Annotated in this window: 21 protein-coding genes; 5 read left to right on the top strand and 16 right to left on the bottom strand. The window is 65.8% G+C overall.

Annotation, left to right across the window (positions count from 1 at the left end; genetic code table 11):
* Nucleotides 1–76: 76 nt before the first annotated feature.
* From ftsZ to K8V11_RS07240, 15 genes are all read right to left on the bottom strand, one after another.
* Complete coding sequence (gene ftsZ / locus K8V11_RS07310; RefSeq protein ID WP_303912128.1) at nt 77–1,216, bottom strand: cell division protein FtsZ; 1,140 nt, start codon at nt 1,214–1,216, stop codon at nt 77–79.
* 273 nt (nt 1,217–1,489) lie between these two features.
* Complete coding sequence (locus K8V11_RS07305) at nt 1,490–2,347, bottom strand: cell division protein FtsQ/DivIB (RefSeq protein ID WP_303912126.1); 858 nt, start codon at nt 2,345–2,347, stop codon at nt 1,490–1,492.
* Nucleotides 2,344–3,789, bottom strand: a complete 1,446-nt coding sequence (gene murC, locus K8V11_RS07300; RefSeq protein WP_303912124.1) for a UDP-N-acetylmuramate--L-alanine ligase — start codon at nt 3,787–3,789, stop codon at nt 2,344–2,346. The genes K8V11_RS07305 and murC overlap by 4 nt, the downstream gene beginning before the upstream one ends.
* A gap of 51 nt (nt 3,790–3,840) precedes the next feature.
* Complete coding sequence (gene murG / locus K8V11_RS07295; protein ID WP_303912122.1) at nt 3,841–4,950, bottom strand: undecaprenyldiphospho-muramoylpentapeptide beta-N-acetylglucosaminyltransferase; 1,110 nt, start codon at nt 4,948–4,950, stop codon at nt 3,841–3,843.
* A complete protein-coding gene (gene ftsW, locus K8V11_RS07290) occupies nt 4,947–6,605 on the bottom strand; it encodes a putative lipid II flippase FtsW (RefSeq protein ID WP_303912120.1) in 1,659 nt (552 codons plus the stop codon). Before ftsW ends, murG begins: the two co-directional genes overlap by 4 nt.
* Complete coding sequence (gene murD, locus K8V11_RS07285) at nt 6,602–8,107, bottom strand: UDP-N-acetylmuramoyl-L-alanine--D-glutamate ligase (RefSeq protein ID WP_303912118.1); 1,506 nt, start codon at nt 8,105–8,107, stop codon at nt 6,602–6,604. The genes ftsW and murD overlap by 4 nt, the downstream gene beginning before the upstream one ends.
* 158 nt (nt 8,108–8,265) lie before the next feature.
* Nucleotides 8,266–9,357: a phospho-N-acetylmuramoyl-pentapeptide-transferase gene (gene mraY / locus K8V11_RS07280; protein ID WP_303912116.1), complete on the bottom strand. Its 1,092-nt coding sequence runs from the start codon at nt 9,355–9,357 to the stop codon at nt 8,266–8,268.
* Nucleotides 9,357–10,829: a UDP-N-acetylmuramoyl-tripeptide--D-alanyl-D-alanine ligase gene (gene murF, locus K8V11_RS07275; protein WP_303912114.1), complete on the bottom strand. Its 1,473-nt coding sequence runs from the start codon at nt 10,827–10,829 to the stop codon at nt 9,357–9,359. Before murF ends, mraY begins: the two co-directional genes overlap by 1 nt.
* Nucleotides 10,826–12,424, bottom strand: a complete 1,599-nt coding sequence (locus K8V11_RS07270; protein ID WP_303912113.1) for a UDP-N-acetylmuramoyl-L-alanyl-D-glutamate--2,6-diaminopimelate ligase — start codon at nt 12,422–12,424, stop codon at nt 10,826–10,828. Before K8V11_RS07270 ends, murF begins: the two co-directional genes overlap by 4 nt.
* A 188-nt stretch (nt 12,425–12,612) precedes the next feature.
* The gene (locus K8V11_RS07265; protein ID WP_303912111.1) at nt 12,613–14,502 is read right to left on the bottom strand and encodes a penicillin-binding protein 2; all 1,890 of its coding nucleotides are present in this window, start codon (nt 14,500–14,502) and stop codon (nt 12,613–12,615) included.
* Nucleotides 14,503–14,624: 122 nt separating this feature from the next.
* Nucleotides 14,625–15,251, bottom strand: coding sequence for a hypothetical protein (locus K8V11_RS07260; protein WP_303912109.1), 627 nt, complete (start codon nt 15,249–15,251; stop codon nt 14,625–14,627).
* A gap of 284 nt (nt 15,252–15,535) precedes the next feature.
* Nucleotides 15,536–16,549, bottom strand: coding sequence for a 16S rRNA (cytosine(1402)-N(4))-methyltransferase RsmH (rsmH, locus tag K8V11_RS07255; RefSeq protein WP_303912107.1), 1,014 nt, complete (start codon nt 16,547–16,549; stop codon nt 15,536–15,538).
* A 186-nt stretch (nt 16,550–16,735) separates the two neighbouring features.
* Nucleotides 16,736–17,218, bottom strand: a complete 483-nt coding sequence (gene mraZ, locus K8V11_RS07250) for a division/cell wall cluster transcriptional repressor MraZ (protein ID WP_303912105.1) — start codon at nt 17,216–17,218, stop codon at nt 16,736–16,738.
* A 426-nt stretch (nt 17,219–17,644) separates the two neighbouring features.
* Nucleotides 17,645–18,085, bottom strand: a complete 441-nt coding sequence (locus K8V11_RS07245) for a DUF3040 domain-containing protein (RefSeq protein ID WP_303912103.1) — start codon at nt 18,083–18,085, stop codon at nt 17,645–17,647.
* A 200-nt stretch (nt 18,086–18,285) separates the two neighbouring features.
* Nucleotides 18,286–18,711, bottom strand: a complete 426-nt coding sequence (locus K8V11_RS07240; RefSeq protein WP_303912102.1) for an SAV_6107 family HEPN domain-containing protein — start codon at nt 18,709–18,711, stop codon at nt 18,286–18,288.
* Nucleotides 18,712–18,840: 129 nt separating this feature from the next.
* Here K8V11_RS07240 and K8V11_RS07235 point away from each other — a divergent pair, with 129 nt between their 5' ends.
* The 3 genes from K8V11_RS07235 to K8V11_RS07225 all read left to right on the top strand — a co-directional run bounded on the left by K8V11_RS07235 (nt 18,841) and on the right by K8V11_RS07225 (nt 22,021).
* The gene (locus K8V11_RS07235) at nt 18,841–19,608 is read left to right on the top strand and encodes a GNAT family N-acetyltransferase (protein WP_303912100.1); all 768 of its coding nucleotides are present in this window, start codon (nt 18,841–18,843) and stop codon (nt 19,606–19,608) included.
* Nucleotides 19,605–21,197 carry an NAD(P)/FAD-dependent oxidoreductase gene (locus K8V11_RS07230; RefSeq protein WP_303912099.1) on the top strand — a complete coding sequence of 531 codons (1,593 nt, stop codon included), beginning with the start codon at nt 19,605–19,607 and terminating at the stop codon, nt 21,195–21,197. Before K8V11_RS07235 ends, K8V11_RS07230 begins: the two co-directional genes overlap by 4 nt.
* Nucleotides 21,198–21,259: 62 nt before the next feature.
* Complete coding sequence (locus tag K8V11_RS07225; RefSeq protein ID WP_303912097.1) at nt 21,260–22,021, top strand: DUF3153 domain-containing protein; 762 nt, start codon at nt 21,260–21,262, stop codon at nt 22,019–22,021.
* Between the two features lie 63 nt (nt 22,022–22,084).
* Here K8V11_RS07225 and metF read toward each other — a convergent pair whose 3' ends face one another.
* Nucleotides 22,085–23,005 (bottom strand): methylenetetrahydrofolate reductase [NAD(P)H], encoded by a 921-nt coding sequence (gene metF, locus K8V11_RS07220; RefSeq protein WP_303912094.1) that lies wholly within the window; start codon nt 23,003–23,005, stop codon nt 22,085–22,087.
* A gap of 270 nt (nt 23,006–23,275) precedes the next feature.
* Between metF and K8V11_RS07215 the strand changes: the two genes are divergently transcribed.
* Together K8V11_RS07215 and mptB are read left to right on the top strand one after the other, a co-directional pair.
* Entirely contained in the window at nt 23,276–24,394 is a 1,119-nt protein-coding gene (locus K8V11_RS07215; protein WP_303912092.1) for a polyprenyl synthetase family protein, read from the top strand.
* A 23-nt stretch (nt 24,395–24,417) separates the two neighbouring features.
* On the top strand, nt 24,418–25,880 hold a 1,463-nt coding region (mptB, locus tag K8V11_RS07210), incomplete at its 3' end, for a polyprenol phosphomannose-dependent alpha 1,6 mannosyltransferase MptB (RefSeq protein WP_303912090.1).

The raw sequence follows: 25,880 nt of genomic DNA, 5'->3' as shown, positions 1-25,880 counted from the left end.
CGGCACAGCACAAGTCCACCGCGTCTTCGCGGCGCGGCCTCGGTCGCTGCGCTCAGCTACCGAGGCCGGGTGCGGATCAGTTCATCATGAACGGAGGGAGGTCGATGTCGTCATCATCGGTTCCGCTCCGCGACGGGCGCGGCTCGGGACGGTACTCCGGCCGCGGCTCCGGCTCGGGGCGACGGCTCTCGCCGAGCGCAGGGCCCGCACTCTGGCGATCCTCGCCCTCCGCGCGGTGGCGGCCGGCGGGATCGGTGACGTGCTTGCGAGCGCCACCCTCGAAGCCCGCGGCGATGACGGTGACACGGACCTCGTCGCCGAGGGCATCGTCGATGACGGCGCCGAAGATGATGTTCGCGTCTTCGTGCGCCTGCTCCTGAACGAGCTGCGCCGCCTCGTTGGTCTCCATGAGGGACAGGTCCGAGCCGCCGGCGACGGTAATGAGGACGCCCTTGGCGCCTTCCATCGTCGTCTCGAGCAAGGGTGAGTTGATCGCATCGAGCGCGGCGTTGCGGGCGCGCTGGTCGCCCGTCGCCGAACCGATACCCATGAGCGCGCTGCCGGCGTTCGACATGACGCCCTTGATGTCGGCGAAGTCGGTATTGATGGTGCCGGCCTCGGTTATGAGGTTCGTGATGCCCTGAACACCGTTGAGGAGCACCTCGTCGGCGTTCTTGAACGCGTCGATCATCGACACCGACGGATCGGACAGCTGCAGGAGCCGGTCGTTCGGAATCACTATCAGGGTGTCACAGGCACCGCGAAGCGCCTCGATGCCCTCTTCGGCCTGCTTGCTGCGGCGCTTGCCCTCGAAGGAGAACGGACGGGTGACGACACCGACGGTGAGAGCGCCCTGCTTGCGCGCGATCGAGGCGACCACGGGGGCCGCGCCGGTGCCGGTGCCGCCGCCCTCTCCGGCGGTGACGAACACCATGTCCGCGCCCTGGAGGACGTCGTCGATCTCGTCTTTGTGGTCCTCGGCGGCCTTACGGCCGATCTCCGGATCCGCGCCGGCGCCGAGGCCGCGCGTCAGATCGCGGCCGACGTCGAGCTTGACGTCGGCATCCGAGAGCAGGAGAGCCTGCGCATCGGTGTTGATGGCAATGAACTCGACGCCCTTGAGACCGTCTTCGATCATCCGGTTGACGGCATTGACGCCGCCGCCGCCGACACCGACGACCTTTATAACGGCGAGGTAGTTCTTGGGTTCAGTCATGTGGGGATGCGCCCTTCCCTCTTAAGTTGCGGGTGTGCATGTGTGCTGTGCGGTCCCTGAAGGCTCTACCCGATAAGCAGAAGTCTAAACCTCTACTAAAGGGTTAAACTTGCAGGTCAGCGCCTCAACCGACGGGCTGAACGTTATGAGACCTAATGCCGATTTTCCATGAGGCGCGCCGGAATTTCGATGCCGTGTCGCAATGGATTCACCGCCGCGCAGCCGCACACCCGGCGAATGTGACTCACGTGGCGGAAGTGACCGGAATAACAGCTACTCGGACGACACCGGCATCGAAGGATTGGACACGTTCCATCTCTGACCCGGCCGGTCCATGACCGCTGCGAACGACGCGGCCTTCTCCTCGGACTTCTCGACCGAGCCCCATTCGATGACGCGCCCGTCCGCGAGGGTGACCTCATAGCCCTGCGGCGAGCGCGAGGACACCGACGTGGCGATCTGTTCCGCGCCGGCCTGCGTCGTCGCGGTGCGCAGCGCCTCGGAGATCTCGACAATGTCCCGGACGGCCTGCGGCGCGACCTCGAGAGACACGTCGGAAAGCTCCGCGCGCAGCAGTCCCTCGGGAACGTTGCCCGATTGGTCGTAGTCGACGCCTTCGCGGTCGAAGATGTGCGGCGAGCCGTCAATTTCGACGACCACGGCCGGTTCGCGCTCGACGATCTCGATGCGCAGGGTCGAAGGGTATGCCCGCACCACACGCACCTCGGACACGTTCGGGATCACCGACACGCGCTGGGCCACGTTGCGCGAGTCGACCTGCAGAAGCGGCGTCCCGTTCGACACCGACGCTTGCTCGATGACCTCGGCCCGCTGCTCGTCGGGGACACCGGTGACCTCCACGGAGCGCACCGCCAGAACCGGAAGGAAGTACACGGCGAGATAAGCGAGCACGGCGATGACGGCGACGATTGCCGCCGCCCCGGCGATCCGGTTGTTGCGGCGCTTCTTCCTCCGCACCTCGGCGCGCACCGCCGGGTCAGACAGCCGCACACGCTGGCTGGAGCTGCGCACCGTCGCGGCGTCCGCCCGCGCCTGCGGGTCGTCCGGCAGCGTCGGTTCGACGTCCCCGGGCTTGCGATCGCCTGACTGGCCTCGACCGGGATCGTTCATCGGGCGTCCCTCCCGGCAAGGTCGGCGAGGAGCAGCGGGCCGACCGTCGTGATGTCACCGGCGCCGATCGTGAAGCAGGTATCGCCCGGTCGCAGGACCTCCAACGCTTTCGCGCGAAGGTCGTCGAGGTTCGCCGCGGTCGACACCTCGACGCCCACGTGCCCGGCGACCAGAGCGGCGTCGACGCCCGGAACCGGCTGCTCACGCGCTCCGTACACCTCGTTGACGATGACGGAGTCCGCCAGCGACAAGGCCTCGCCGAATTCGGCCGCGAACAGCTTCGTACGCGAGTACATGTGCGGCTGGAACAGCGCGATGAGGCGTCCGTGTTCCGGCCCCTCGGAATTGATGGCCCCGCGCGCCGCGGTGAGCACCGCGCGCACCTCGGTCGGGTGGTGGGCATAGTCGTCGTAGACGCGGACCCCGCCGGATTCGCCCTTGAATTCGAAGCGTCGCCCGACTCCCCCGAACCCGGCGAGACCGGCCGCAAACGGCCCGGACCGTGCGCCGACCTCGCGCGCCGACAGCAGCGCCGCGGTGGCATTGAGCATCATGTGCGTGCCGGCGATTCCCACGGAGACGCGGTGCGACGCACCGTCCATGAGCAACGTGCCGCGCGTGGTGTTTCCGGCGATCTCGATCTCGGAGATCTCCGCCGCCACGCATTCGGCGAGGTCGGCGGGCAGGGCGGACGCGTCGGTCGTGTACCCCGCGACACGGATTCCCGCGGCTTTCGCCCGCCGTGCGCGCTCGGCAGCTCCGACGTCATCCAGACAAGCGACGAGGCACCCGCTGGAGGAGATCCGCGTGATAAACGTGTCGAACACGCCGAAATACTCGGCCTCGGAAGCGAAGTGGTCCATGTGGTCGGGCTCGGCGTTGGTGAGGATGACGACGTCCGGCTGGTAGTCGACGAGCGAGCCGTCGGATTCGTCGGCCTCGGCGACGAAGATCGGGTCGGCGCCGCCACGCGCATTGGTACCCAGCTCGAGCACCGTACCGCCGACGGCGAATGACGGGTCGACGCCCGCGGTGAGCATGCCGGACACGAGCATCGACGTGGTCGAGGTCTTGCCGTGGGTGCCGCACACCATGATCGAGCGGCCCGAGGCGGCGAGCCGGCCGAGTACCTGCGAGCGCGTGAGGACTTCGATGCCGCGCTCACGGGCGGCGGCAAGTTCCGGATTGTCTGCCGGTATCGCCTTTTTGCTGATGACGACGGAGTCTGGCAGCTCCCCGGACAACTCGAGGTTCGCGGCGTCGTGGCCGATGGCGACATGGGCTCCGAGCTCGCGCAGCTCCGCGATCGTCGCGCCGTCGCGCGCATCTGATCCGCTCACGTGAACGCCCTGGCCGAGGAGGATGCGAGCGATAGCGCTCATGCCCGCGCCGCCGATGCCGATCAGGTGGACGGTGCGGAACTCGGGCTCGCTGCTGCTCATCTTCGGTGGTGCCTTCGGTGTCGAGTGGTGGACGGTTGTCGTTGGGCGCCGCTAGTCGCGGGCGTCCATGAGCGCCAACGCCTTTCGGGCGACCTTGTCTGCGGCGCTGCGGGAGTCCGAGCTCATCGCGGTCGCCGTCATGGCGCCGAGCGCGGACTCGTCGGTGGCCAACGGGATCACCGTATCGCGCAGGTAGTCGGCATCGAAGTCAGCATCGGCGACCTGGAGCGCAGCACCGGAGTCGACGAGGGATTTCGCGTTGAGCGCCTGCTCGCCATTGCCGATGGGTAGCGGGACAAACACGGCGGGCAGGCCCGTGGCGCTCACCTCGGCGACGGTGATCGCGCCGGAGCGGCAGACCACGAGGTCGGCGGCTGCGTAAGCAAAGTCCATTCGCTTGATGTACGGCACCTGCGCGTATCCCGCCGAGTTATCGCCGGGCACGTCCGCGAGCTCGAACTCCTTGCCCTCTCCTGTGGCGTGGATTACCCCGACCCCTGCGCGACGCAGGTCGTCAGCCGCACCCGCGAACGCGGCGTTGAGGGTTGCCGCGCCCTGCGATCCGCCGAATACGAGCACGACCGGGCCCGATTCGCCAAGACCGAAGAAGTTCCGCGCGGCCGCGCGCAGCCCGGCGCGGTCGAGCCCCGTGATCGCATCACGCACGGGATTTCCCACGACCTCGGCGCCCGCGAGCCCCGAACCGGGCACAGCGGCCATGACCGCGTCGGCAACGCGCACGCCGAGCTTGTTGGCGAGCCCCGCGCTCGCGTTCGCCTCGTGGACGACGATCGGCGGGCGCCGCCTGGTAAGCATCATCGCGAGATAGACCGGCACGCACGCGTACCCACCGAAACCGACGATCACCGACGGCCTCGTCTTGCGCAGCAGTGCGCGGGTTCCCGCGATCGCCTTGACGAGGCGGTACGGAAGCTTGAACAGGTCCATGTTCACCGTGCGCGGCAGCGGCACGGGGTCGACGAGTTCCAGGGTGAACCCGCGCTCCGGCACGATGCGGGTTTCCATCCCACGCGGGGTGCCGACCGCGCGCACGTCGACGCTCGGGCGAAGGCGCCGCAGCGCCTCACCCACCGCCAGTGCCGGCTCGATGTGCCCGGCGGTGCCCCCTCCGACGACCCATGCCGTCTCCGGTGCGTTCACCCGTTCCCCCTTGCCCGGTATCCGCGCTGCCCGCCGCGCGGCGGCTGGGTGCCCTGTCGTTTCGGTTGTCCCTGTCGCGACGCCGAGCTCGGTGCGCCGCCATTCCGGGGCACGCTGCGCAGCTGGCCGCGCCGCTCGCCTGCCCTCGACGTCTGTTGCGGTTGTTCTCTACGCCCGGGCGCTCCGCGCATCGTTTCCTGACGCCGCTCGTGCTCACGCGCGGGCCTGGATGTGCGCCCGGTCATCGCGCGGTTCATCTGTCCTTCGCGCACGACGGGCACGGACTCGTAGCGTGCGCGCGGGCTCTGCACCGGCTCGCCGTACCGCCGTCCCGACGTGGACGAGCGTCCGGGCTGTCCCGCCGGCTTCACCAGGGGCTCCGGGGTATAAGGCTGCGGCGCGGGAAGCGACCACCAGTGACGCTTACCGCCGACCCTGGACTGGTAGTCGGAGATCGCCTCGGGCTCGTGGCGGGCGCAGTTCGCGAGAAGGCCGAGCGATGCGAGCGTCACCACCGCAGAGGAGCCGCCGTACGAGATGAGCGGCAGCTGGATGCCGGTAACCGGCAGAAGGCCGACGACGTAGCCGATGTTGATGAAGGCCTGCAGGGAAATCGTCGTGGCGACGGCACCGGAGACGAGGCGTCGGAACGGATCGACAGAACGGGTCGCGATCCGAACGCCGACCATCGCGAGGCCCACGTACAGCGCCACGACAAACGTCGCTCCGATCCAGCCCAGTTCCTCGCCGATAATGGCGAAAATGAAGTCGTTGGACGCCTCGGGAAGGTAGTACCACTTCGCCGAGGACTGTCCCAGGCCTTGTCCGAAGATTCCGCCTTCTGCCAGGGACATCATGCCCTGATAGGTCTGGTAGCCGGCAGCGCCGGTCTCTTCGAGGTTGCCCTTGAGGGTGTCGAAGTAGACCTGCACGCGCGACATTCGGTAGGCGAACATCGAGGCGAACACCACGAAGGCGACGACAAGCAACGAAAGGAACGCCAGCAGCGGCTTCCACGGGAAGCCGGCGAGGAAGATCAGCACGACATAGGCGATCACGATGGCGGTTGCCATGCCCATGTCCGGGGCAACGAGAACCAGCCCGCCTACGAGTATCGGCGCGATCGCGGCAGGCCAGAAGTAATCGCGCAACGATGCGGTGCGGATTCGGGGAGCAAGCACGCTGGCGACCCAAAGGATCACTGCGAGCCGTCCGATCTCGGCCGGCTGGATCGCGAACCCGCCGAGCTGGATCCAGCCACGCGAGCCGTTGACCTCGCTACCGATCCCCGGGATGAGCACCGCCACCAGCAAGACAAGCGCGACGATCAGGAACGGCGTCACGAGTTTCTTCAGGGTGGTGAACCGGATCCTCATCGCGCAGTAGAACGCCACGAGGCCGATGGCGACGAGAATGCCCTGACGGATCAGGTAGTAGTACGGGCTCGAGGTCTCCGCGAACGCGCGCACACTGGACGACGATTGCACCATGACCAGCCCGATCGCGACCAGAAGCATCGTAATGCCGAGGACGAGATGGAAGGACGCCGTGGGGCCGCTGAAGCGGTTGACCAGCGCACGCCAGGCGGCTTGCAGACCGCTCTCCGCGCCTGGGTCGTCGCCGCCCCGCGTGGGTTCGACCGCCGATTTCGTCATCGGTCTTCCTCGCCTTCGAGGGCTGCGACGGCAGCGACGAAGCTGTCCCCGCGATGCCCGTAATTGGTAAACATGTCCATCGACGCGGCTGCCGGCGCCAACAGCACTGTGTCGCCCGGCCGAGCAAGCTCGGTGGCGGTACGCACAGCGGAGTCCATCACGGACTGCGAGTCGCGCTCCGGTGCGGCTTCCGATGTGTCGTTATCGTCTCCCGAGGGGAGCTCAACTACGTGGACCTGCGGCGCGTGTCGGGACAACGCCGCCGCAATCTCAGCTCTGTCACGGCCAATGAGCACCACGCCGCGAAGAACAGGTGCAACCTCGGCGACGAGTTCGTCGACGCTCGCCCCCTTGAGTAGGCCGCCAGCGATCCAGACCCGCATCCCGCCGGCGAGCAGCGAGGTGCGCGCCGCGTGGGGATTGGTGGCCTTCGAATCGTTGACGTAGGCGATTTCATTTATCGTGGCGACCTCTGCGGCGCGGTGCGCCGCCACCTTGAAACCGTCCAGAGCGGCCGCGATGTCCTGGTGGGAGACGCCGACCGCTCGGGCCATGGCGGCCGCCGCGAGCGCGTCGGTCTGCCCCGCTGGACCCGCGGGGCGGACCCGAGCGGCCTCGTAGAAGGCGGTGCCGTCGCCCGCGTTTGTTTCGACCTCGTCGACGAACGCGCGATCGACGAGGGAACCACCGACGATTCCCAGTTGCGCTCTCTTCGGCTCCGCGACCGTCACGGACACGTGCGTAGGCGCAGGGGCATTGCCCAGGAGGGCCACGGCGGCAACGTCGTCCGCGCCGACGACCGCGACGTCGCCGGTGAGTACCTGCGCCTTGGCTGCCGTGTACGCGGCCAGAGAGCCGTGCCAGTCGAGGTGATCCTCGGCGATATTGAGCACCACTCCCACGTGGGGCGTACAAGACGGCGCCCAGTGCAATTGGAAGGAGCTGAGTTCGGCCGCCAGATAGTCCACCCGCGGCTCGGCGAGGAGCACGTCGGGCACCGGAACCCCGATGTTCCCACACGCGGACGCGGCCAGCCCGCCGCTGGAGAGCATATCGGCGAGCATCGCCGTGGTCGTGGTCTTGCCATTGGTTCCGGTCACCGCGAGCCACGTGCGCGGCGAGCCGAAGCAGCCTTCCTGATCCGCGAGCCAGGACAGTTCGACGTCTCCCCACACTGGGACCCCGACCGCCGCGGCCGCGAGAAGCAGCGGGGAATCCGGACGCCAACCGGGAGAGGTGACGACGAGGTCAACCGCGCCCGGCGCGGTGAAACTCTCGCGCGCTGCGTCGACACTCACGGTTGTGATCGACTCACGCGCGGATTCGCCCTCGCTCACGACGACGGTTTCGCGGAGCGCTTCGAGCGCTTCGGGACGCCCGTCGGCGACGGTCACCTTTCCGCCCAGTCGGAGAATGAGACGGACGGCCCCGGGGCCGGAGACACCGGCGCCGGCGACAAGCACCTTCGATCCCAAAATCTCGGATGCGCGGTTGATGGCCATGTCTACTCCCCTGTTGGGCTCGGTGCGTCGTGCTCGGCGCGTGCGTCCGACGTCATAGGTGAATCGGTGGGCACGCTCTGCACGCCGATCCTACCGTTACAGGTGGGACAGGTGTTACTGGTGTGGTTAACGGCTCCCCGGGGTGCGGGTAAATGCGGCTACAACGCCGCTGCGGCCAGCCACTCCCCGTAGAAGATCGCCAGGGCCATGCCGCACGAGATGATCGTGAGCAGCCAGAAACGGATCGTGACGGTGGTTTCCTTCCACCCGCCGAGTTCGAAGTGGTGGTGGATGGGGGTCATCCGGAATGGGCGGCGCCCTGTGCTGCGGAACATGACCACCTGGATGACCACCGAGGCGATCTCGAGCACGAACAACGAGCCCGCGACGATCATGAGGAGCTCGGTCTGCGAGACGACGGAAACACCGGCGATGATGCCGCCGAGAGTGAGCGAGCCCGTGTCGCCCATGAAAATCTTCGCCGGTGCCGCGTTCCACCACAGGAAACCGGCGCAGGCGCCCATGGCGGCCGCACAGATCACCGCGATATCGAGCGGGTCGCGGACGGTGTAGCAGCCGAGGAGGTTGTCGGAATCGCCGCCGACGCAAGAGTAGCGGAACTGCCAGAAGGAGATGATCGTGTAGACGGCCATGACGAGAGCGACGGCGCCGCCGGCAAGCCCGTCGAGTCCGTCGGTGAAGTTCACCGCGTTCGACCACGACCACACGAGGATGAGGACGAAGATCACGAACACGAACGCGGGCATCGAGATCGAGATGAAGTCGCGGGTGAACGACAGGTTCGTCGACGCGGGTGTGAGGCCCTGATCGTTGCGGAAGAACAGGACGAGGATGCCGAACAGGATCGCCGCGGCGACCTGGCCGAGCGTCTTCTGCAGCTTGTTGAGGCCGAGGTTGTGCCGCTTGACGACCTTGAGCCCGTCATCGAAGAACCCGACGAGGCCGAGCGCGGTGGCCAAGAACATCACGAGTAGGCCCGATGCGGTGAATCCGCCCCCGCCGATAGTGAAGAGCCCGGTGAGACCTGCAGCGATGTAGCCGGCCCAGATGCCGATCACGATCGCGATACCGCCCATGGTGGGCGTGCCGCGCTTGGCCTGGTGGCTCTGAGGACCATCCTCACGAATGGTCTGGCCGTACCCGAACCTGCGGAAATACTGGATGAGCAGCGGGGTCAGGAAAACCGACACCACGAAGGCGACGATTCCCGCGACGATGATTTGCGTCATTAATTGTCCTCCAGCAGGCTCTCGGCCACCGTCCATAGGCCGACGGCCTGCGAGGCCTTGACCAGAACGACGTCCCCGGGGGCTAGTCGATCGTTAAGAATAGCGAGCGCGTCCTCGGCGGTCGCCACGTGCTCGGCTTCCGCGCCCCACGAGCCTTCCTGGATTGCGCCCTGGAACAGCGCGCGCTGGGGGCGGCCCAAGCCGACGACGATGAGATGCGAAATGTTGAGACGGACCAGGTAACGCCCGACGAGATCGTGCTCTGTGATCGATTCGTCGCCGAGCTCGCCCATCTCCCCGAGCACGGCCCAGGTGGACCGCGGTGGATTCGTCGTCCGCGCCATCACCGCGACCGAACGCAGCGCGGCCTTCACCGAATCGGGATTGGCGTTGTACGAGTCGTTGATGATCGTGACGCCGTCGGCACGGGTCTGCACGTCCATCCGCCTAGTCGAGCGCGCGGTCGCGCCACTCAACGATTCCGCCACCTGCGCTAGGGACTGTCCGCATTCGATCGCAACGGAGGCAGCGACCAGGGCGTTGGATACCTGATGTTCGCCGTGCACCTTGAGCCGCACCTGCGCAGTCTCGCCTCCGTAGTTGAGCACGAAGGATGCGCGCGCCTCGTCGTCGATCTCCACCGCGGTGGCGTAGACGTCCGCCGCTGCAGAAAGCCCGACGGTGCACACTCGCGCGTGGGTGCGCGTGGCCATCGCCGCGACCTTGTCGTCGTCGGCATTGAGAATCGCGAGACCGGAAGCGGGCAGCGCCTCCACGAGTTCGCCCTTGGTTTGAGCGATGACGTCGCGCGAACCGAATTCCCCGAGGTGGGCGGTGCCCACGTTGAGTACCGCGCCGATATCCAGTGGAGCGATCTCCGTCAGGGCTGCGATATTCCCCGGGGCGCGGGCGGACAGTTCCAGAACGAGGAAATCGGTGGACTCGTCGGCGCGAAGCGCCGTCCAGGGGTGGCCGATCTCGTTGTTGAACGAACCGGGAGGGGCAACGACGGCGCCGGCCGGCTCGAGCACCGAGGCGATGAGGTCCTTGGTGGAAGTCTTGCCGGCCGATCCGGTCAGGCCGACCACGCGCAGCCCGTGGTGCTCACGAAGCTGATCCACGTTCGCTCTGGCCAATGCGCCGAGCGCAGCCAGCACGGCGGCGCCGGAACCATCGGTGTCCGCGGCGAGCGCCATCGCGTTGGTCTCGGTCGGCGCGAGGCGTGGGACGACGATCGCCGGCGCGTCCACCTCTGCCGCTGTCAGCGCTACGACCGCGCCCGATTCGAGCGCGGCGGGAATGAAGTCGACACCGTCGACGCGCTCCCCGGGTAGCGCGAGAAACAGTCCGCCGGGACGGACCTTGCGGGAGTCGAACTCGACGGGACCGGAAATCACCGTATCCGGGTCGGCTGCGTCGGTGAGCCGTCCACCCACGATCTGCGCCGCGTCCCGCAGCGTCATTTCTTTCACTTGCCTTCTCCCTGGTCGCTGTCTCCGTTGTCCGGGAGTTGCCACGCCTCGAACTGCGAGCGCTCGCTCAGCGATTCGCGCGCCGATTCCCTATCGTCGAACGGGTAGACCTTACCTGCCACCTCTTGGCCGGTCTCGTGCCCCTTGCCCGCGATCACTATCGAGTCCCCCGGCTGCGCCCAGTTGATGGCATCGGCAATGGCGGCGGCCCTGTCCCCTATTTCCTTGATGACGACGGAGCTCCCCGCCGGCATGGAGGCAAGTTTGCGCTCTGCTCCCTCCACCACGGCTGCCCGAATTGCCGTCGGGTCTTCGGTGCGCGGATTGTCGTCGGTGACGACCACGTATTCCGCCTTGCCCACGGCCTCGGCGCCCATCAGCGGGCGCTTCGCGGTATCCCTGTCGCCCCCCGCGCCGAGAACGACAGCTAGACGTCCCCCGGTCGATGCGCGGACGCTGTCGAGCACGGCGCCAACAGCGGCGGGCTTATGCGCGTAATCGACGAGGACGCGGAAGGGCTGGCCGAGGTGGACGGGTTCGAGCCGGCCGGGAACGTGCGCGGAGGCCAGACCGCCTGCCGCAGCGTCGAGATCGAGTCCGAGCTGCTCGCTGATCGCCAACGCCACCAGCGCGTTCGCCACGTTGAAACGACCGGTCAGAGCGAGTTCCACGACGTATTCGCGGCCCTCACGGAACGCGGAGAACCGTTGTCCGCCGCCGTGGGTGGGCGTCGAACCGCCTGCCGTCCAGTCGGCGTCGGTTCCCGGAATGGCAGACACCGTGACCGCATCGGGACGCAAGTCGGCCATGCGCCTACCCCATTCGTCGTCGATGCAAACAACGGCCTTCTTTGCAGGCAACACGCGGGATCCGTAGTCGACCGCGGTGGTGAGCAGGCGGGTTTTCGCTCCGAAATAGTCGTCCATCGTGGGATGGAAGTCGAGATGGTCCTGGGACAGGTTGAGAAAGGCCCCAACGGCGAAGCGGACGCCGTCGACCCGCCCCAGACGAAGTGCGTGACTGGACACCTCCGCGACAATCGCCTCGGCACCGCGTTCGCGCATCGCCGACAGTAGGTCCTGGAGCTCCGGAGCCTCCGGCGTGGTCAATGCGCTGGGCAGCGGTTCACCGGCAACGCGGGAGCCTGTCGTCCCGATGAGGCCGGCCACTTTTCCGGCGCCGCGAAATGCCGCTTCCACGAAGTAGGTGGTCGTGGTCTTTCCCGAGGTGCCGGTAATGCCGACGGTAGGAACGTGACTCGAGGGGTTGTCGTACACCGCCGAGGACAGAGCGCCGAGCACTTCCCGCGGGGCGGGGTGAATGATGCACGGACATTGACTTCCGACGTTTTCGGCGACGAGTTTCGCGCCCTCGGGGTCGGTGAAAACCGCTACCGCCCCGTTTTTGGCGGCCTCACCGGCGAACTGGGCTCCATGCACCCTTGCGCCTGCCAGTGCGACGAACAGGGTCCCCTCCCGCGCGCTCTGGGCGCGGATCGTCGCCGACGTCACGACCGGATTCGCGGCCTCCTCGCCCCCGCCCGCACATTGAACGTCACAACCGATGACGGCGGCGAGCTCATTGAGGTCATGCACGCGTAGATCACGTCCCTTTCTCGAATTACCAGCCATCGTGTTTACGTCCCGCTTCTAGCGTGTCAACGGGCGAGGTGTCGAACCAATTCTCGTAAGAACACTACCGCCCGCCACCGCGATCTGGCGCACCACACTTGGACATGGCGGCCGCGAATGTCGCAGTACCGGATCGACTCGCCGCGCCGGCGTCAGCCCTGTTCGAGAGTCAGCGGCCGGCCCGGCGCCGACGGGGCGATATTGTCGCGCGTAGCCAGCCAAGCCGCGATGTCGTGGAACAGCGGTGCCGCACTCTGCCCGCCCTCGCCATGCACGCCGCGCACAGGGTTGTCGAGCATGATGCCGATGACGTATTTCGGAGCATCTGCAGGGAATACTCCAGCGAACGTGATCCAGTAGTTGGAGTTCGAGTAGCAGGAGCATTCCGGGTCGATCTGCTGCGCCGTGCCGGTCTTACCGGAAACCTGGTAGCCCTCGACGCCGGCGGCCGTTCCGGTTCCCCCTTCGAGGGTCACGCCCCGGAACATATCGAGGACTGTGTCTGCGGCGTCCTTGGAGACAACCTGCTCCCCTTGCGGCCGTTCGGTGTCGGTTACAGAGCCGTCCGGCTGGGTCACAGAAGACACGACTCGCGGGGGGATTCGCTCGCCATGATTGGCAACGGTTTGGAACATCGAGGTCATCTGCAGGAGCGTCATCGACAGGCCCTGCCCGATCGGCAGGTTGGCGAACGTGCCGCCCAGCCAGTTCTCACGGTCGGGCACCATGCCCGCGGACTCGCCCTCGAGCTCGATCCCGGTCTTCTGTCCGAGACCGAACTTCTTGAGGTAATCGGCATAGGGATCCTTGCCGACCCGGTCGGCAAGCATCAGTGTGCCAACATTCGACGACTTGCCGAAGATCCCGGTGGTCGTAAACTGTGCTGGCCCGTGCTCCCAGGCGTCATTCACGGTCACACCGGCCATTTCGATGCTTCCGGGGACAGTATGCACTTCCTCCGGATCGGTCACTCCCATGTCGATAGCCGCGGCCGCGGTGACGATCTTGTTCACCGAGCCCGGCTCGAACGGAGTGGTCACCGCCCGGTTGCCCAGATCGGCCCCGCGCTTGAGTTCGTCTCCGACACCGATCGCCGGGTTGAAGGTGTTGTCGTTCGCCATCGCGCGCACTTCGCCGGTCTCTGCGTCCAGGACGACGGCGGAGGCCCCGCCGGACTCCGAATTGTCCTTGGCGCTCTGCACGGCGCGCTGAACGTACCACTGCAGATCGGAATCGACGGTCAATTTAACGTCGCCGCCGTCGACGGCCTCTTCGGCGGTGCGAATACTCCCCGGGATCACCGCGTTGTCCGGCGTGATGTCGAAGGTGCGGCGTCCGTCGATCCCGCCGAGTACGTCGTCATACTGTGCTTCAAGCCCCTGGAGTCCGGTGAGGCGGCCGTTGTCACCAGAGCTTGTGGCGCCGATCATGTTCGCTGCGAGGGAACCTCCGGGATATTCGCGGATATCGACGCGTTCACTGCCGACCATCGGAAAGTCCCGAGTGATCGCGTTGGCTTCAGACACGTCGATGTTCCTCACCAGATAGGTGAATCCGTCGTCGCTTTTGAGCTTGTCCTTGATCTCGGCGCGGTTGATCTTATCGCCGAGAACCTCGGCGAACTTGTCGGAGATGTCGTCGACCAGCTGATCCCAATCGGGCTTTTCCGGATCGGTCTGGTGGCGCTCGTCGGCGTTGTCCCGTTCGACCGAAGGCTGAATGGACAGCGAGCGGGCCTCACGTGTGAAGGCGATGGGTTCGCCCCGGTAGTCCACGATCTCGCCTCGAGTCGCCGGCATGACCTGTTCGACCATGCGCTGATTCGCGGCCTGCGCAGCCAGCTCGCGCCCACCGATCGTCTGCACCCACAGCAGTTTTGCCAATGCGACGACGAGCAGAAGCACGACGATCGCGCGAAGGAACTTGAATCGCGAGTCGGTCTGCGCAGTCGTGCGTATGGGCTTGCGTGCCCCTGCGGAACGAGACGACGGTTTTCTCGCACCTTGCGCCTCGGCGCGCTCGTGCGGGGGTCGTCCGTTCATGTGCTCTCCTCCCGCGATCGTGCCCGGCCTGGGCCAAGGTCCACCTCGGATATTCATCGCTCACGCGATGGCTTTGCGTTCTCAACCCGGAAATTACCTGTTCCCGGTTCGAATCATTCGATCTACTGCGGCGCGTCCACCGGTCCCGGCGCTGCCGGCGGAACCTGTGCGTCTCCTGCGGGTGCGGGAACTTCCGCCGGGGCCGGTACCGGCGCGGCCTCGTTCGCAGCGGGGGCGGGAAGGTCTGCCACTCGCCGTCCCGCGCCAAGGTCCGGAACGTGCGCTTCTTCCTGCTGGTGGGGCACTCGAAGCCCACCTTCGTTGTCGTTCGTGGCCTGGCCCCGCTCGGAGGGCAACCCGAACCGATTCGAATCGTTTGACGTCGCGCGACCGCGATCACCGGACGTGCTGCGTTCTGCCTGCAGGGGCTCGATCGGGGCGCCTAGCGTTGCCTCCTCGGGACCTTCGACACGTGTCGTTCCGTCGTCGTTGCGCACGATCATCGGCGATTCGAGGACGGTTACCATTCCCTGGTCTGCGGCCTTCCGCGCAAGAGCCTCGGCGCTTCGGTCGGATTCGATTTCGGTGAGCAGGGCGTCGCGCTGCTCACGAAGCAACGCGATGTTGTTCTGCTCGGAACGAAGGGCGTAGGTGTCCTCTGTCGACTGAGCCGACAGGAACAACGTGAACCCGATCCCCGCGACAACCAGTATGAGCACCACGGCGACGAACGGGATCCGGGTGACCACGTGGCGCAGTGCAGCCGCCCGGTCCGCGAAGGTGAGTGACGCCGGAGCCGACTCCGGCACTCGACGCCCACGAACACTCGGCGGCGCGGACTTGCGCGTTCGCGGTTTCGGCGCCGCGGGGGCAGCGACGCCCCGCGCGCCCGGGCGCTCCATCGTTACCGTCTGCGCACCGGCCGACGGGCGTGCACGGGACGAAGATCCCGTCGCGCCGCCCTGCCTGCGAGTCGATCGATTGGCAGTGCGGTCAGAGCGGACACGTCCACGTGACGGAGTGCGAGAGCTCATCAGCGGTCCTTCCTGGGCAGCTTTCGGGGAGCGATTCGTTCGGCGCAGCGCACACGCACCGAGGCCGATCGTGGATTGCCTTCGATTTCTTCGTCGGAAGCCTTTTCGGCCCCGCGTGTCAATAGTCGGTATTGGGCTTCATGTCCCGGCAGTTCGACAGGAAGGTCTGCCGGCGTCGTGGATCGAGTCCGGGCCGTGAGCTCCTTCTTGACGATCTTGTCCTCGAGCGAGTGGTAGGACATGAAGATCACGTTTCCGCCCTCTCGAACGAGATCGAGGTAGAGGGTGACGGCGCCGGAGACGGCTTCCAGCTCAGCGTTCACCTCGATACGGAGAGCCTGAAACGTTCGCTTCGCGGGGTGCCCTCCGGTCCGTCGGGCACCGGCGGGAATCGTGGAGTAGAGAAGCTCCACGAGTTCGGAGGAATTCCTGAACTGCTCGGTTTCCCGGCGCTTGACGATGGCGGACGCGATTTGCCGCGCGAAGCGTTCTTCGCCGTATTCACGCAGGATCCTGGCGAGGTCTTTCGCGGAATATTCGTTGAGCACATCGGCGGCAGTCATTCCGGCCGTGAAATCCATACGCATGTCGAGCGGCGCGTCGACAGAGTAGGCGAATCCGCGCTCGGGAACATCGAGCTGCATCGATGAGACGCCGAAGTCGAGCAGCGCTCCGTCGATGCACGGTCCGGCGTCATCAGCCGAGAAGTCGGGAATCGCCGCAGTGATCGCTTCGGCATCGTCGAATCGTGCGTGCACAGGCGTGAAACGATCGGAGTACGCCGTCAGCCTGCGCCCTGCCATTTCCAGCGCTTCGGTGTCCCGGTCCACTCCGATGATGTGGAGCGTGGGAAAACGCGACAGAAGGTGGGCGGAGTGTCCGCCAAGTCCGAGAGTGCCGTCGATGATCACCGGGGTGCGCCCCTCGTTCACGGCGGCATCGATAGCGGGAGTGAACAGATCGATCGTTCGCGCGAGCATCACCGGGATGTGCGTTGCCGATGGAGAGTCCACCACCCACCTCCTCCCGAGAGGCCACGCCGGCCGATTGGCCCGCTGGTCGTACAGATCGTGATTTGAGTCCGCAGTATCTTGAGGTCCCCGCCCAGTGGGACCTGGCGTTGGGGAAGTACGCCAGGGCACCCTGGGCGAAGGCCGCAAGACACTCCGCGACGGAATCGATCCCAGCGGGACCGCTTCCTAGAACTCGATACCGAGCGACGCGCCTTCCATCTCCGAGAACGCCGGAAGATTTTCTTCGTTGTAGCGATCCCATGCGGTTGCGTCCCAGACTTCGAGGCGCTCGCCCAACCCGTTGACCACGCAGTCTTTGTCAAGACCCGCGTACCCGCGTTGGCCGGAGGGGATGGAAATTCGTCCCTGCTTATCGAGTTGTTGCACGTCCGCTCCGCTGACGAGGATTCGGTAGAAGGCCATATGCCGCGCGGAGCGGTTGGCCGTCGGGCGAATCTTCTTCACCAGTGCGTTGAACTCGTCTTCCGGGAAAACCGACAACGCATTGGTGAACCAGTTGCATATCACCAGCCCGTTTTCGAGCGGTGCTCGAAACTTCGCCGGAATTGTCAGTCGTCCCTTGTCGTCGAGCCTGGGGCGATACGTCCCATACCCGACGAAAACGGGCTCCCGCTCATCCGTGGAGACAGGCGAGTCGGTGGAATCCACCAGCCACCTCCCGTTCCCCGTATCCGTGGCCGTGTTTTATCGAGGGCCCTGGACTACATCTGAGCGACTTGCGTCCCCCACTTTACCCCACTAAGCCCCACATACAAGACTTCATCCCCACTTTGCCCCACGCACTTACATAGCTGCAGTTCAAAGTGGATAAATTGTTTGAAAATTCGGGCGACACGCTTGGCATCACCTATCGGCAAGATTCTTTAACTGGGACTAATCGTAGCCAACGTGGCAAATGTTAAACAAGTGAATAGTAAAACTACCGCGCGTGGAGCAAAGTGGGGAGCCTGGGGGAAGAATGATGGAGGAAAGTGGGAACTTGCGGGTAAAGGCGGGTTTCGGGCCATGAGGACGCAAAAAACCCTGCCACCGCGAAGGTGACAGGGTTTGTGGGCGAACGTGGGGAGCTAGCTTCTAGCGCCCTTCCTCGAAGCGCCGCCGGAAGCGCTCTTCCATCCGATCACTGAAGTTGCCGGACGGCTTGTTTTTCGACGCCGGGCCGTTTTGACCTCGTGGCCCCTTCTTCGGTGCCGCTGTACCGCGGCCGGGCGACGTAGCGCCCTTCTTCTCGGGCGAACCCGGGTTGGAGAGCAACGCACCAACGCCAGCGCCGAACATAATGATGAAGCCGAGGAGACTGACGATGGGAAAGCCCGCCGGCTTAGGGCCGAACGCTAGACCGACGATGAGTAGCGCAAGCCCGACGAGCCCGACGAGCACAAACTTCCACAAGTTTGGACTGATGCCCGACGACGAGGAGCTTCGACGGACGTTGCTCGCAAACTTGGGATCGTCCGCGTAGAGCCCGCTTTCGATCTCGTCGAGCATCCGCTGCTCGTGCTCTGAAAGTGGCACGGATCCTCCCTTGGCTGGCGTTTGTCACGAGGCTCCCATGCGCACTGCACGCGGTCCCCGATTTTTGCTGGGCAGTGTGTACAACGCGCGACGCAAACTTTTCGTTCCCGCCGAATTATGGCGCGCTTTTTTCACCACCATCATACGTCCAATCGCTCGGGCCGTTACCAATTAATCCTCCAGAATTTCCTCACAAAGGGCTAGGCAGCAGCAATTTCTTGATTCTGCTCTGCCTCGACTCTCTCGAAGAACTGCCCGACCGCCCACAGGAACTGTCGAGCGAATTCGCTGTCGACGTTTCGCGGAAGTCCGGCATCGATGGCCGAAACCAGGTTGGAGTAACCGCGAAATGCGCGCGCCCACTCGGCCACCGCCGGGCATTCTCGTTCGAGCCGGAGCCAGACGTTGTTCGGGCCTCTCCGTGGCGGCGCGCCCAGCAGGAGCGCCCCTTTCTCCCTCGCGCTCCGGTAGGACAAGGCGAGTTTTTCCTCCGGGCTGCGCGCCGAGACCGCCTGTTCCCTGAGCAACTCGGCCCTCCGCGCGCGGCCGACAAAAGTCGAATCCCGCCGTGCGCCGCGCGTGGAGATGGTCGTCGTCGCCGCTGCTCGATGAATGTTGGTGTACATGAAGTTCCCCGATTTCTTGTGGTTTCGATTACGGATAGAACTTATATTCGCCCACCGACATTCGTCCTTAACCAGCGCAGATACCTCCAGTTCCTCCGTAAGGTCGGCACATTGTGGTGTTATGGATGGGTGGAAATACGTATCGTCTCTCTTTCGCCGGCAGAGTTTCGGCTACGGGTGCGCGAGGCGTTGGACGTATACGTTGCGGCGATGGGCTACTCCCCTCGGCTTTCCTGGCAACGCAGCCCCGTGTGGCACGAGCACAGCCGCTGGGCCGATTTCTCGGCGGTCGCGGCCTTCGTCTCTCAGGAGGACGCAGCCGAGCTTGCTGTTTCGGTGCATGCGGACGCCACGGCCACCCGCGGCCGTGGAAGACGCTGGTGGTTCCGCCGGTCGCACCCCGCGGCCGCGTCCGCACCACAGGATCTCGATGTCCGGGTCGTCCCGGCTCCGGCGGACGTGCAAGGCCTGGCAGACCAAACACCTCCGACGTCAGACGAGGTTTTGGTCGGCATTTGCTACGGCTACCGCGCCCGCCGGGGTCAATGGTGGTTCGACCGAGTCTCGGCGGGTGCGCGTTCCGCGGGGACGCCGCTGCCGGAGAAGATGGCCGAACTCACCGAGCTCCATGTTCTGCCGGCTCTTCACGGGCATCGAGTCGGGTGGGCTCTGCTTCAGTCGTTTCTCACGACTCGGGCAGAGAGTTCGGTACTCCTGTCGACTCCCGAGGTCGAGGGCGAGACGAACAACGCGTGGCGTCTGTACCGCCGCGCAGGGTTCTCCGATGTACTGCGCGATTTTCTCTTCGAAGGCGACCCCCGCAGGTTTGCGATCCTCCGAACCGACTTGGCCCGGGCCGCAGCGTCATCCGCCGCAGCCGGGATAGGCGCGGAATGACCGACGCGCGAAGCACCACGAGAGGTGGATACGATGCCGTGGTCATCGGCTCGGGGCATAACGGGCTTATCGCCGCGGCGTACCTTGCGCGTGCCGGCAAGTCGGTGGCCGTGCTCGAGCGAGACAGCGTCCTGGGTGGCGCGACGTCCACCGTCGAGCGCTACCCCGGGCACCTCACCGATCGCGGCTCGTCTTCGCATCTGATGATCCGGCACACCGGCATCATCGAAGAGCTCGAGCTGAGCCGATTCGGTCTCGAATATTTCGACTGTGATCCGTGGGCATTCGCGCCCGCCCCACCAGGCTCGGGCGAACCGCCGCTGGTGTTCTCGGCCGATCTCGACACCACGTGCGCGTCGATTGCGGTCGCGTGTTCGGAACGCGATGCTGTGGCGTATCGCGAGTTCGTCGCGGCATGGACGCCGCTCGCAGAGGGCATGATGGCGAGCTTCGGCGCGGCGCCGAACCCGTTGGGCCTGGGAAAACTGGTCGGCACCTATGGAATGCGCCATCCCCTCGCGCTCTCCCACCAATTTCTCTCCTCCGGCGATGCGCTCCTGGATTATTGGTTCGACTCCGAGCGCCTCAAGGCGGCTCTCGCGTGGTTCGGCGCGCAGTCCGGGCCGCCGATGTCGTCTCCGGCAACTGCGCCGATGATCGGCTTCGCGGCGCTCATGCATTCGATCCCACCCGGTAGGGCTCGCGGCGGATCGGGCGCGCTCGCCGACGCGCTTATCGCGAGCATCAGGTCGAACGGCGGCGAGGTCTTTGCCTCTCATCCCGCCACCTCACTGAATCAGGATGACGGCGGAGCGTGGACCGTTCGCGCAGGCGACCGGGATTTCCGCACTCGCTGCGTCATCTCCGCGGCCCACGTTCTCTCGACTCTCGAGCTCGTCCGCCCACTCGTCCCCTCCGCCGATTGGTCCCGCTGGCGGCGCGGGATCCGCACGGGTTTCGGCGTCGGAATGCCCGTGCGCGTGGGAACCGATCGACTTCCCAATTACGAGGGAGCACGCATCGAGGACAGCTCGCACGGGCTGCAGCTGCTCGTAACCGACCGCAAGCTTCTCGACCGGCGGTACGGCGTAGCTTCCGCGGGCGGCCTCGACGCCGATCCTGCGGTGCTCGTGATGAGTTTCTCCTCTCTCGATCCGAGCCTGGCGCCGGCCGGGAAACACGAGTTGACGCTGTGGTCGCAGTGGCATCCGCGGCACTTGGCCGGCGGCCGCAGCTGGAATGACGTCAAAGAGACCGAGGCCGACCGCATCATCTCCGCCGTGGACGCCTATTCGCCGGGGTTCGCCGACTCGGTCGAGCACCGGTTCGCCCAGTCCCCGCTCGACCTCGAGCGCGAGCTCGGGCTGTGGGGCGGAAACGTCATGCACGTCGAGATGTCCCTCGACCAAATGCTCCCTTTCCGGCCCCACCCGGAGCTCGCGCAGTACCGAATTCCCGGGCTTGAGGGACTTTTTCTCGCCGGCGCCTCGCAGCATCCGGGCGGCGGCGTCATCGGCACGAGTGGGCGGATCTCGGCCTCGCTCGCGCGCTCGTACCTCCGCAAAGCTTTGGCAAGGAAGATGCTCTGAGATGATTTTGGCGAGTCGCGACAAACAACCCGCGCCCTACCCAGGCAGAATGGTGTTCTGTGATGACCGTTAATGCCCCGAACAACCGCACCCCCGAGAATTCTTCGGGAGAGGCGCATCGACAGACCGGCGGCTACGGGCCGGCGTGGCTCCGCCGCGGCACGCTGCTGTCGCTGGTTGTCGCGCTGGCGTTCACCCTGTCGGGCTGTCTACAGCTGGGAGCCGATCTCTCGGTGAGCAAGAACGATACGGTCTCCGGCCGCATCCTGTTGGCCGGGGACAACGCCGAAGAGGCTTCCGTGCTCAACGGACTTTCCGTCCCCTCCGGGCTCGAGGAGAAGGTCCGCATCTCCAACTACGCGGCCAACAACTTCTCGGGCAAGGAAATATATTTCACCGAGCTCAGCTTCGCCGACGTCGACACCATGGTCATCGGCCTGCAGGTGGATAATTCCCGGCCGTACTCGATGAGCTTCCGCCGTTCCGGCGGCAAGGTTACGTTCGAGGGCAGCATCGACCTCACCGGCGTCCCCCCGGGGCAGACGGGCGGAATCCAGTCGCGTATCGACCTGAGTTTCCCCGCTCCCGTGGAGAACACCAATGGGACCATCGAAGACGATCCGAACCGCGTCTCGTGGTCGCCGCAGGCGGGGACTGTGAGCACGCTTGAGGCCAGCACGAGCTATCCCGACCCAGCCACGCGCGGCTTCGCCGTGTGGCTCATCGTCGGTATCGGCGCGGCCGTCCTGGTGTCGATTCTGGTGATCCTGCTCGCCCGGTCCTCGCGTGCACGCACGGACGCGGGCATACGCTCGCCGCTGTGATGCGCTGAAATAGGAGCGGGCACGGGGCCAAGCCCCCGGCGCACGAGCCCGCTCCCGCAGCGATTAGGCGAGGACGACTCCCCCATGCGCGCCCACCTCGGGCGCCATGCCCAGGTTGGCGAGTACCTCCTGCGTCGCGCGGGAGAAGTTGAGCGTATTGAAATGCAGGCACGGGGCGCCCTCACGAATGAGCCGCTCACACAGGTTCGTCGCGAACTCGATGCCGACCTCGCGAACCGCCGCACGATCTTCCATATCTCCGCTGCCTGCTGCTCGCGTGAGGCGGCGCTCGAAATCGGCCGGCAACTTCGACCCCGAAAGCTCGAGCATCCGGCGCACCGAGCGAAGCGAGGTCACCGGCATGAGGCCCGGGATGATCGGCTTGGCGCCCTGCTCGGGATCCGCGGCGACCACGCGATCGCGAAGCCGGAGGTAGTCGTCGACGTCGAAGAACATCTGCGTGATCGAATATTCCGCACCGCTGCGCAGTTTCGACACGAGAACATCGGTGTCCACGTCGAGCGTCCTTGCCCGATAGTGCCCTTCCGGGAACGAGGCAACGCCCACCTCAAAGGAACGCTTGTCTCCGATGAGCCGAACCAGTTCGTCCGCGTAACGGAGACCACCCGGGTGCTGAGTCCATTCCCCCAGCGGATCTCCGGGCGGATCCCCGCGCAGCGCGAGGATATTGTGCACCCCTGCATTCGCGTATTCGTCGACAAGAGCGTCGAGCTCCTCGACGGTATGTCCCACGGCGGTCAGGTGCGCGATCGGCAACAGGGCCGTGTTGTCGGCGACCTCGCGCGTGATGCGCAGAGTGCGGTCGCGGGTCGTCCCGCCCGCCCCGTACGTCACGGACACAAACGCGGCGCCCAGCTGCTCGAATACGGAGGCGGCGCGCCACAAACGCTCCTCGGCCGCCTCGTCGCGGGGCGGGTAGAACTCGACCGAGAAAGGGATCCGCGCAGTTGTGGAAGCCGACATTCGCGCAATGACGCCATCATGAGCAGTCGTGTGCGAATCGTGGGCGTTCCCGGCGGTCACTACGTCGAGCCTCCTGTGTCAGGGAATGAAGTTCCAGGCCAGTCTAGGGATCAGCTCATCTCCCCTGCCAGTGAACCCTCGGTTCACGCCCCGGGCGTGCCGCCGTCGTGCTCGCGATAGGGTGACAGATGCACGTGCGATCACCCGAGATCCAGCACGGCAGAAGATCATGGCCGACGGGCGGCCCCGGGCGAAAGGCTGTAGCAGCTGATGAAGGATGCGACAGGCACCGACACTTCACGGACGTGCTCGGATCCCGCGTCCGCCATCCAGCGTGAATTGGAGAGCTTCCTCTCGCGACGCCGCGCCTTTCTCTCGGAGATCGACGGCCGCTGCAGCACCATCGCCGACCGGCTCGAGAGCTTCGTCCTCGGCGGTGGAAAACGGATGCGGCCACGTTTCGGCATCGCTGCCTACTGCGCATGTGCACCGACCGGCGACTCGACCGAATCCGCGGACATCGACACCGCGGTCAAGGCCCTGGCGGTACTGGAACTAATCCAGGCGTGCGCGCTGATCCACGACGACATCATCGACGCCTCGGCCACCCGGCGAGGCCTTCCCACAGTCCACGTCGCGCTCTCAGCCGAACACGCCGAAGCCGACTGGAGCGGCAACTCCGACGCCTACGGCCGATCCCAGGCCATCCTCCTCGGCGATATCGCCCTGGCCTGGGCGGACGAAATGTTCTCCGAAGCGCTCCTTGATTGCCCGACCATGTCGATAGAGCTTTTCCGTCGTGCGCATGCGGTGTGGGCGGATATGAAAACCGAGGTCCTCGGCGGGCAGATGCTCGACGTGCACGCAGAAGCCACCGACGCCTCCGACCTCGACACCCCCGCGCGGGTCAACCGTTTCAAGACCGCTGCGTACACGATCGAGCGCCCGGTGCACCTCGGCGCGGTGCTCGCCGGTGCGCCGCCGGAAACCATTGCGGCGCTGCGGACTTTCGGGGTGTCCATGGGTATCGCCTATCAGCTTGTCGACGATATGCTCGGCGTCTTCGGGGACCCGGAAGTAACCGGAAAGCCCTCGGGCGACGACATCCGCGAGGGAAAGCGCACGCTGCTCATCAACTATGCGCTCAACGAGGCTTCGCCGGCGGATGCCGCGGAATTATCTCGCGTGCTCGGTGCCGATCTGGGTGCGGAGCAGCTCGCACGGTCCCGCGATATCCTCACCGCCAGCGGAGCCGTGAACCACGTACAAGAAGAAATTGAACGTCTGACGTCGGAGGGCCTTTCCGCCCTGGACCACGCGGCACTCGACGCCCCTGGCGAGGAAACGCTGCGTGGCCTCGCCGGGCGGGCCGTCGACCGGGCGTTCTGAGAAGCGCCGCCGTTTCGTCTTCCATGAATCACTCTCCCTCCTCCACAAGCCACGGCGCGGCCGACCCTGATGTTCCCAAGTCGATAGCCGGCGCGCATCGCGGCGGTGGCGGCGCGGGTGCGCTCGCGCCGATTCTCACCGGGACGCTTGGTGCGTGCATGATCTCGGCCGGTTCTTTCGGCGCAGGCGCACAGGCGGGCGAGATCGGGCTTGCGGGCAACGACGCCCTCGCATTTCTCGCCATCGGTTCGGGCGCGGTGGCGTCGATGATTCTCGTGTGGCTCGGCGTCATCCTGTGTTGTATTGCGTGGTTGGCGCTCGGAAAAGCCGTGGCGTCGGGAACCGCGGTCCGGTGGTGGGTCGTCTTCGCCGCATGGGCGATACCGCTGTTGCCGGCATTACCGGTGTTTTCCGGTGACGCCTGGACCTACCTCGCACAGGGCGAAATGCTGTCAGGGCCCGCCGACCCCTACGTCGACGGCACCGGCGCGGCCGGCGGTGCGATGTCCGCCAATGTCCACCCGGATTGGCGCTTCACTCCCACCCCATACGGACCTCTACATCTGTTGATTATGCAGGGGACGGCGGCGCTTTCCGGTCACTCTGCGTGGCCGGCGATCATCGGTCTGCGCGTGGTGGTCTTCGCGTTCCTCGCGCTCGCCGCCGTGGCACTGTCGCGCCTTGCGCGCCTCACCGGCGCATCGCGCGATCATGCGCTGTGGCTAGGCGTAGCCAATCCGCTGGTCGTGGTGCATCTGGTCGGCGGGCTCCACAACGACGCGATAATTCTCGCGTTCGCGCTCCTGGGCATGTGGTTGTCCGTGGCGGCCGCAGCGGCGGCGCCTCCCCGATTGCGCTGGGGTCTTCTGGCCGGTGCCGGAGTCGCTATCGGGCTGGCGGGGACGATCAAGGTGACGTCCCTCCTCCTTCTCCCCTTCCTCGCATGGATCGCGGGGAGAGCATTCTTTCGCGCGTTCGCGCGCGGTGTCTGGATGACGGCGTTCGCCGCCGTCACCGGTGCCATCGTGACTCTCGCCAGCGGCGCCGGTATCGGCTGGATGGACGCGTTGTCGGTGTCCGATCGAGTCGTCTATTGGATCGCTCTGCCCACGGCCGGCGCACATCTCGCTGACTGGATCGGAGTGTCCAGCTTCGAGAACGCCCTCGCGATCGCGCGCACATTGTGCATGGTGGCAGGAGCATTGATGCTCGCGGTGTGCTGGTGGTTGGCGCGCCCGGTCGCGAGCGAAAGGGACAACCTCGATACCCTGCGTTCGCGGACCGGCGGTATATTCGCGTGGCTCACCATCGCGTGGACCGCATTTTTCGTGGTCAACGTTCTCTCGTGGCCGTGGTACTGGACGGTCGCCGTGGGCACGTTGGCGGCGATACCCGCGACTTACAAAGGCGCCCATCAAGCGCGCGCCCTTGCGGTCGCCATCATCGTGTTCCAGCTACTCGCCACGGACCCGGGCGGCACGCCGAC

Source organism: Dietzia timorensis (assembly GCF_020742175.1).
In the GTDB taxonomy this organism is placed as follows: Bacteria; Actinomycetota; Actinomycetes; order Mycobacteriales; family Mycobacteriaceae; genus Dietzia; species Dietzia timorensis_A.
Note: the sequence above shows the minus strand (reverse complement) of the source record. Positions and strands in the feature narration are given on the sequence as shown.

Coding starts and splice junctions, on each gene's coding strand:
- ftsZ (WP_303912128.1), bottom strand. CDS start 1,216: ATGACTGAACCCAAGAACTACCTCGCCGTTATAAAGGTCGTCGGTGTC.
- K8V11_RS07230 (WP_303912099.1), top strand. CDS start 19,605: ATGACCGACGCGCGAAGCACCACGAGAGGTGGATACGATGCCGTGGTC.
- K8V11_RS07215 (WP_303912092.1), top strand. CDS start 23,276: ATGAAGGATGCGACAGGCACCGACACTTCACGGACGTGCTCGGATCCC.
- K8V11_RS07265 (WP_303912111.1), bottom strand. CDS start 14,502: ATGAACGGACGACCCCCGCACGAGCGCGCCGAGGCGCAAGGTGCGAGA.
- murD (WP_303912118.1), bottom strand. CDS start 8,107: ATGGCCATCAACCGCGCATCCGAGATTTTGGGATCGAAGGTGCTTGTC.
- K8V11_RS07225 (WP_303912097.1), top strand. CDS start 21,260: ATGACCGTTAATGCCCCGAACAACCGCACCCCCGAGAATTCTTCGGGA.
- K8V11_RS07240 (WP_303912102.1), bottom strand. CDS start 18,711: ATGTACACCAACATTCATCGAGCAGCGGCGACGACGACCATCTCCACG.
- ftsW (WP_303912120.1), bottom strand. CDS start 6,605: ATGACGAAATCGGCGGTCGAACCCACGCGGGGCGGCGACGACCCAGGC.
- mraY (WP_303912116.1), bottom strand. CDS start 9,357: ATGACGCAAATCATCGTCGCGGGAATCGTCGCCTTCGTGGTGTCGGTT.
- K8V11_RS07305 (WP_303912126.1), bottom strand. CDS start 2,347: ATGAACGATCCCGGTCGAGGCCAGTCAGGCGATCGCAAGCCCGGGGAC.
- murC (WP_303912124.1), bottom strand. CDS start 3,789: ATGAGCAGCAGCGAGCCCGAGTTCCGCACCGTCCACCTGATCGGCATC.
- metF (WP_303912094.1), bottom strand. CDS start 23,005: ATGTCGGCTTCCACAACTGCGCGGATCCCTTTCTCGGTCGAGTTCTAC.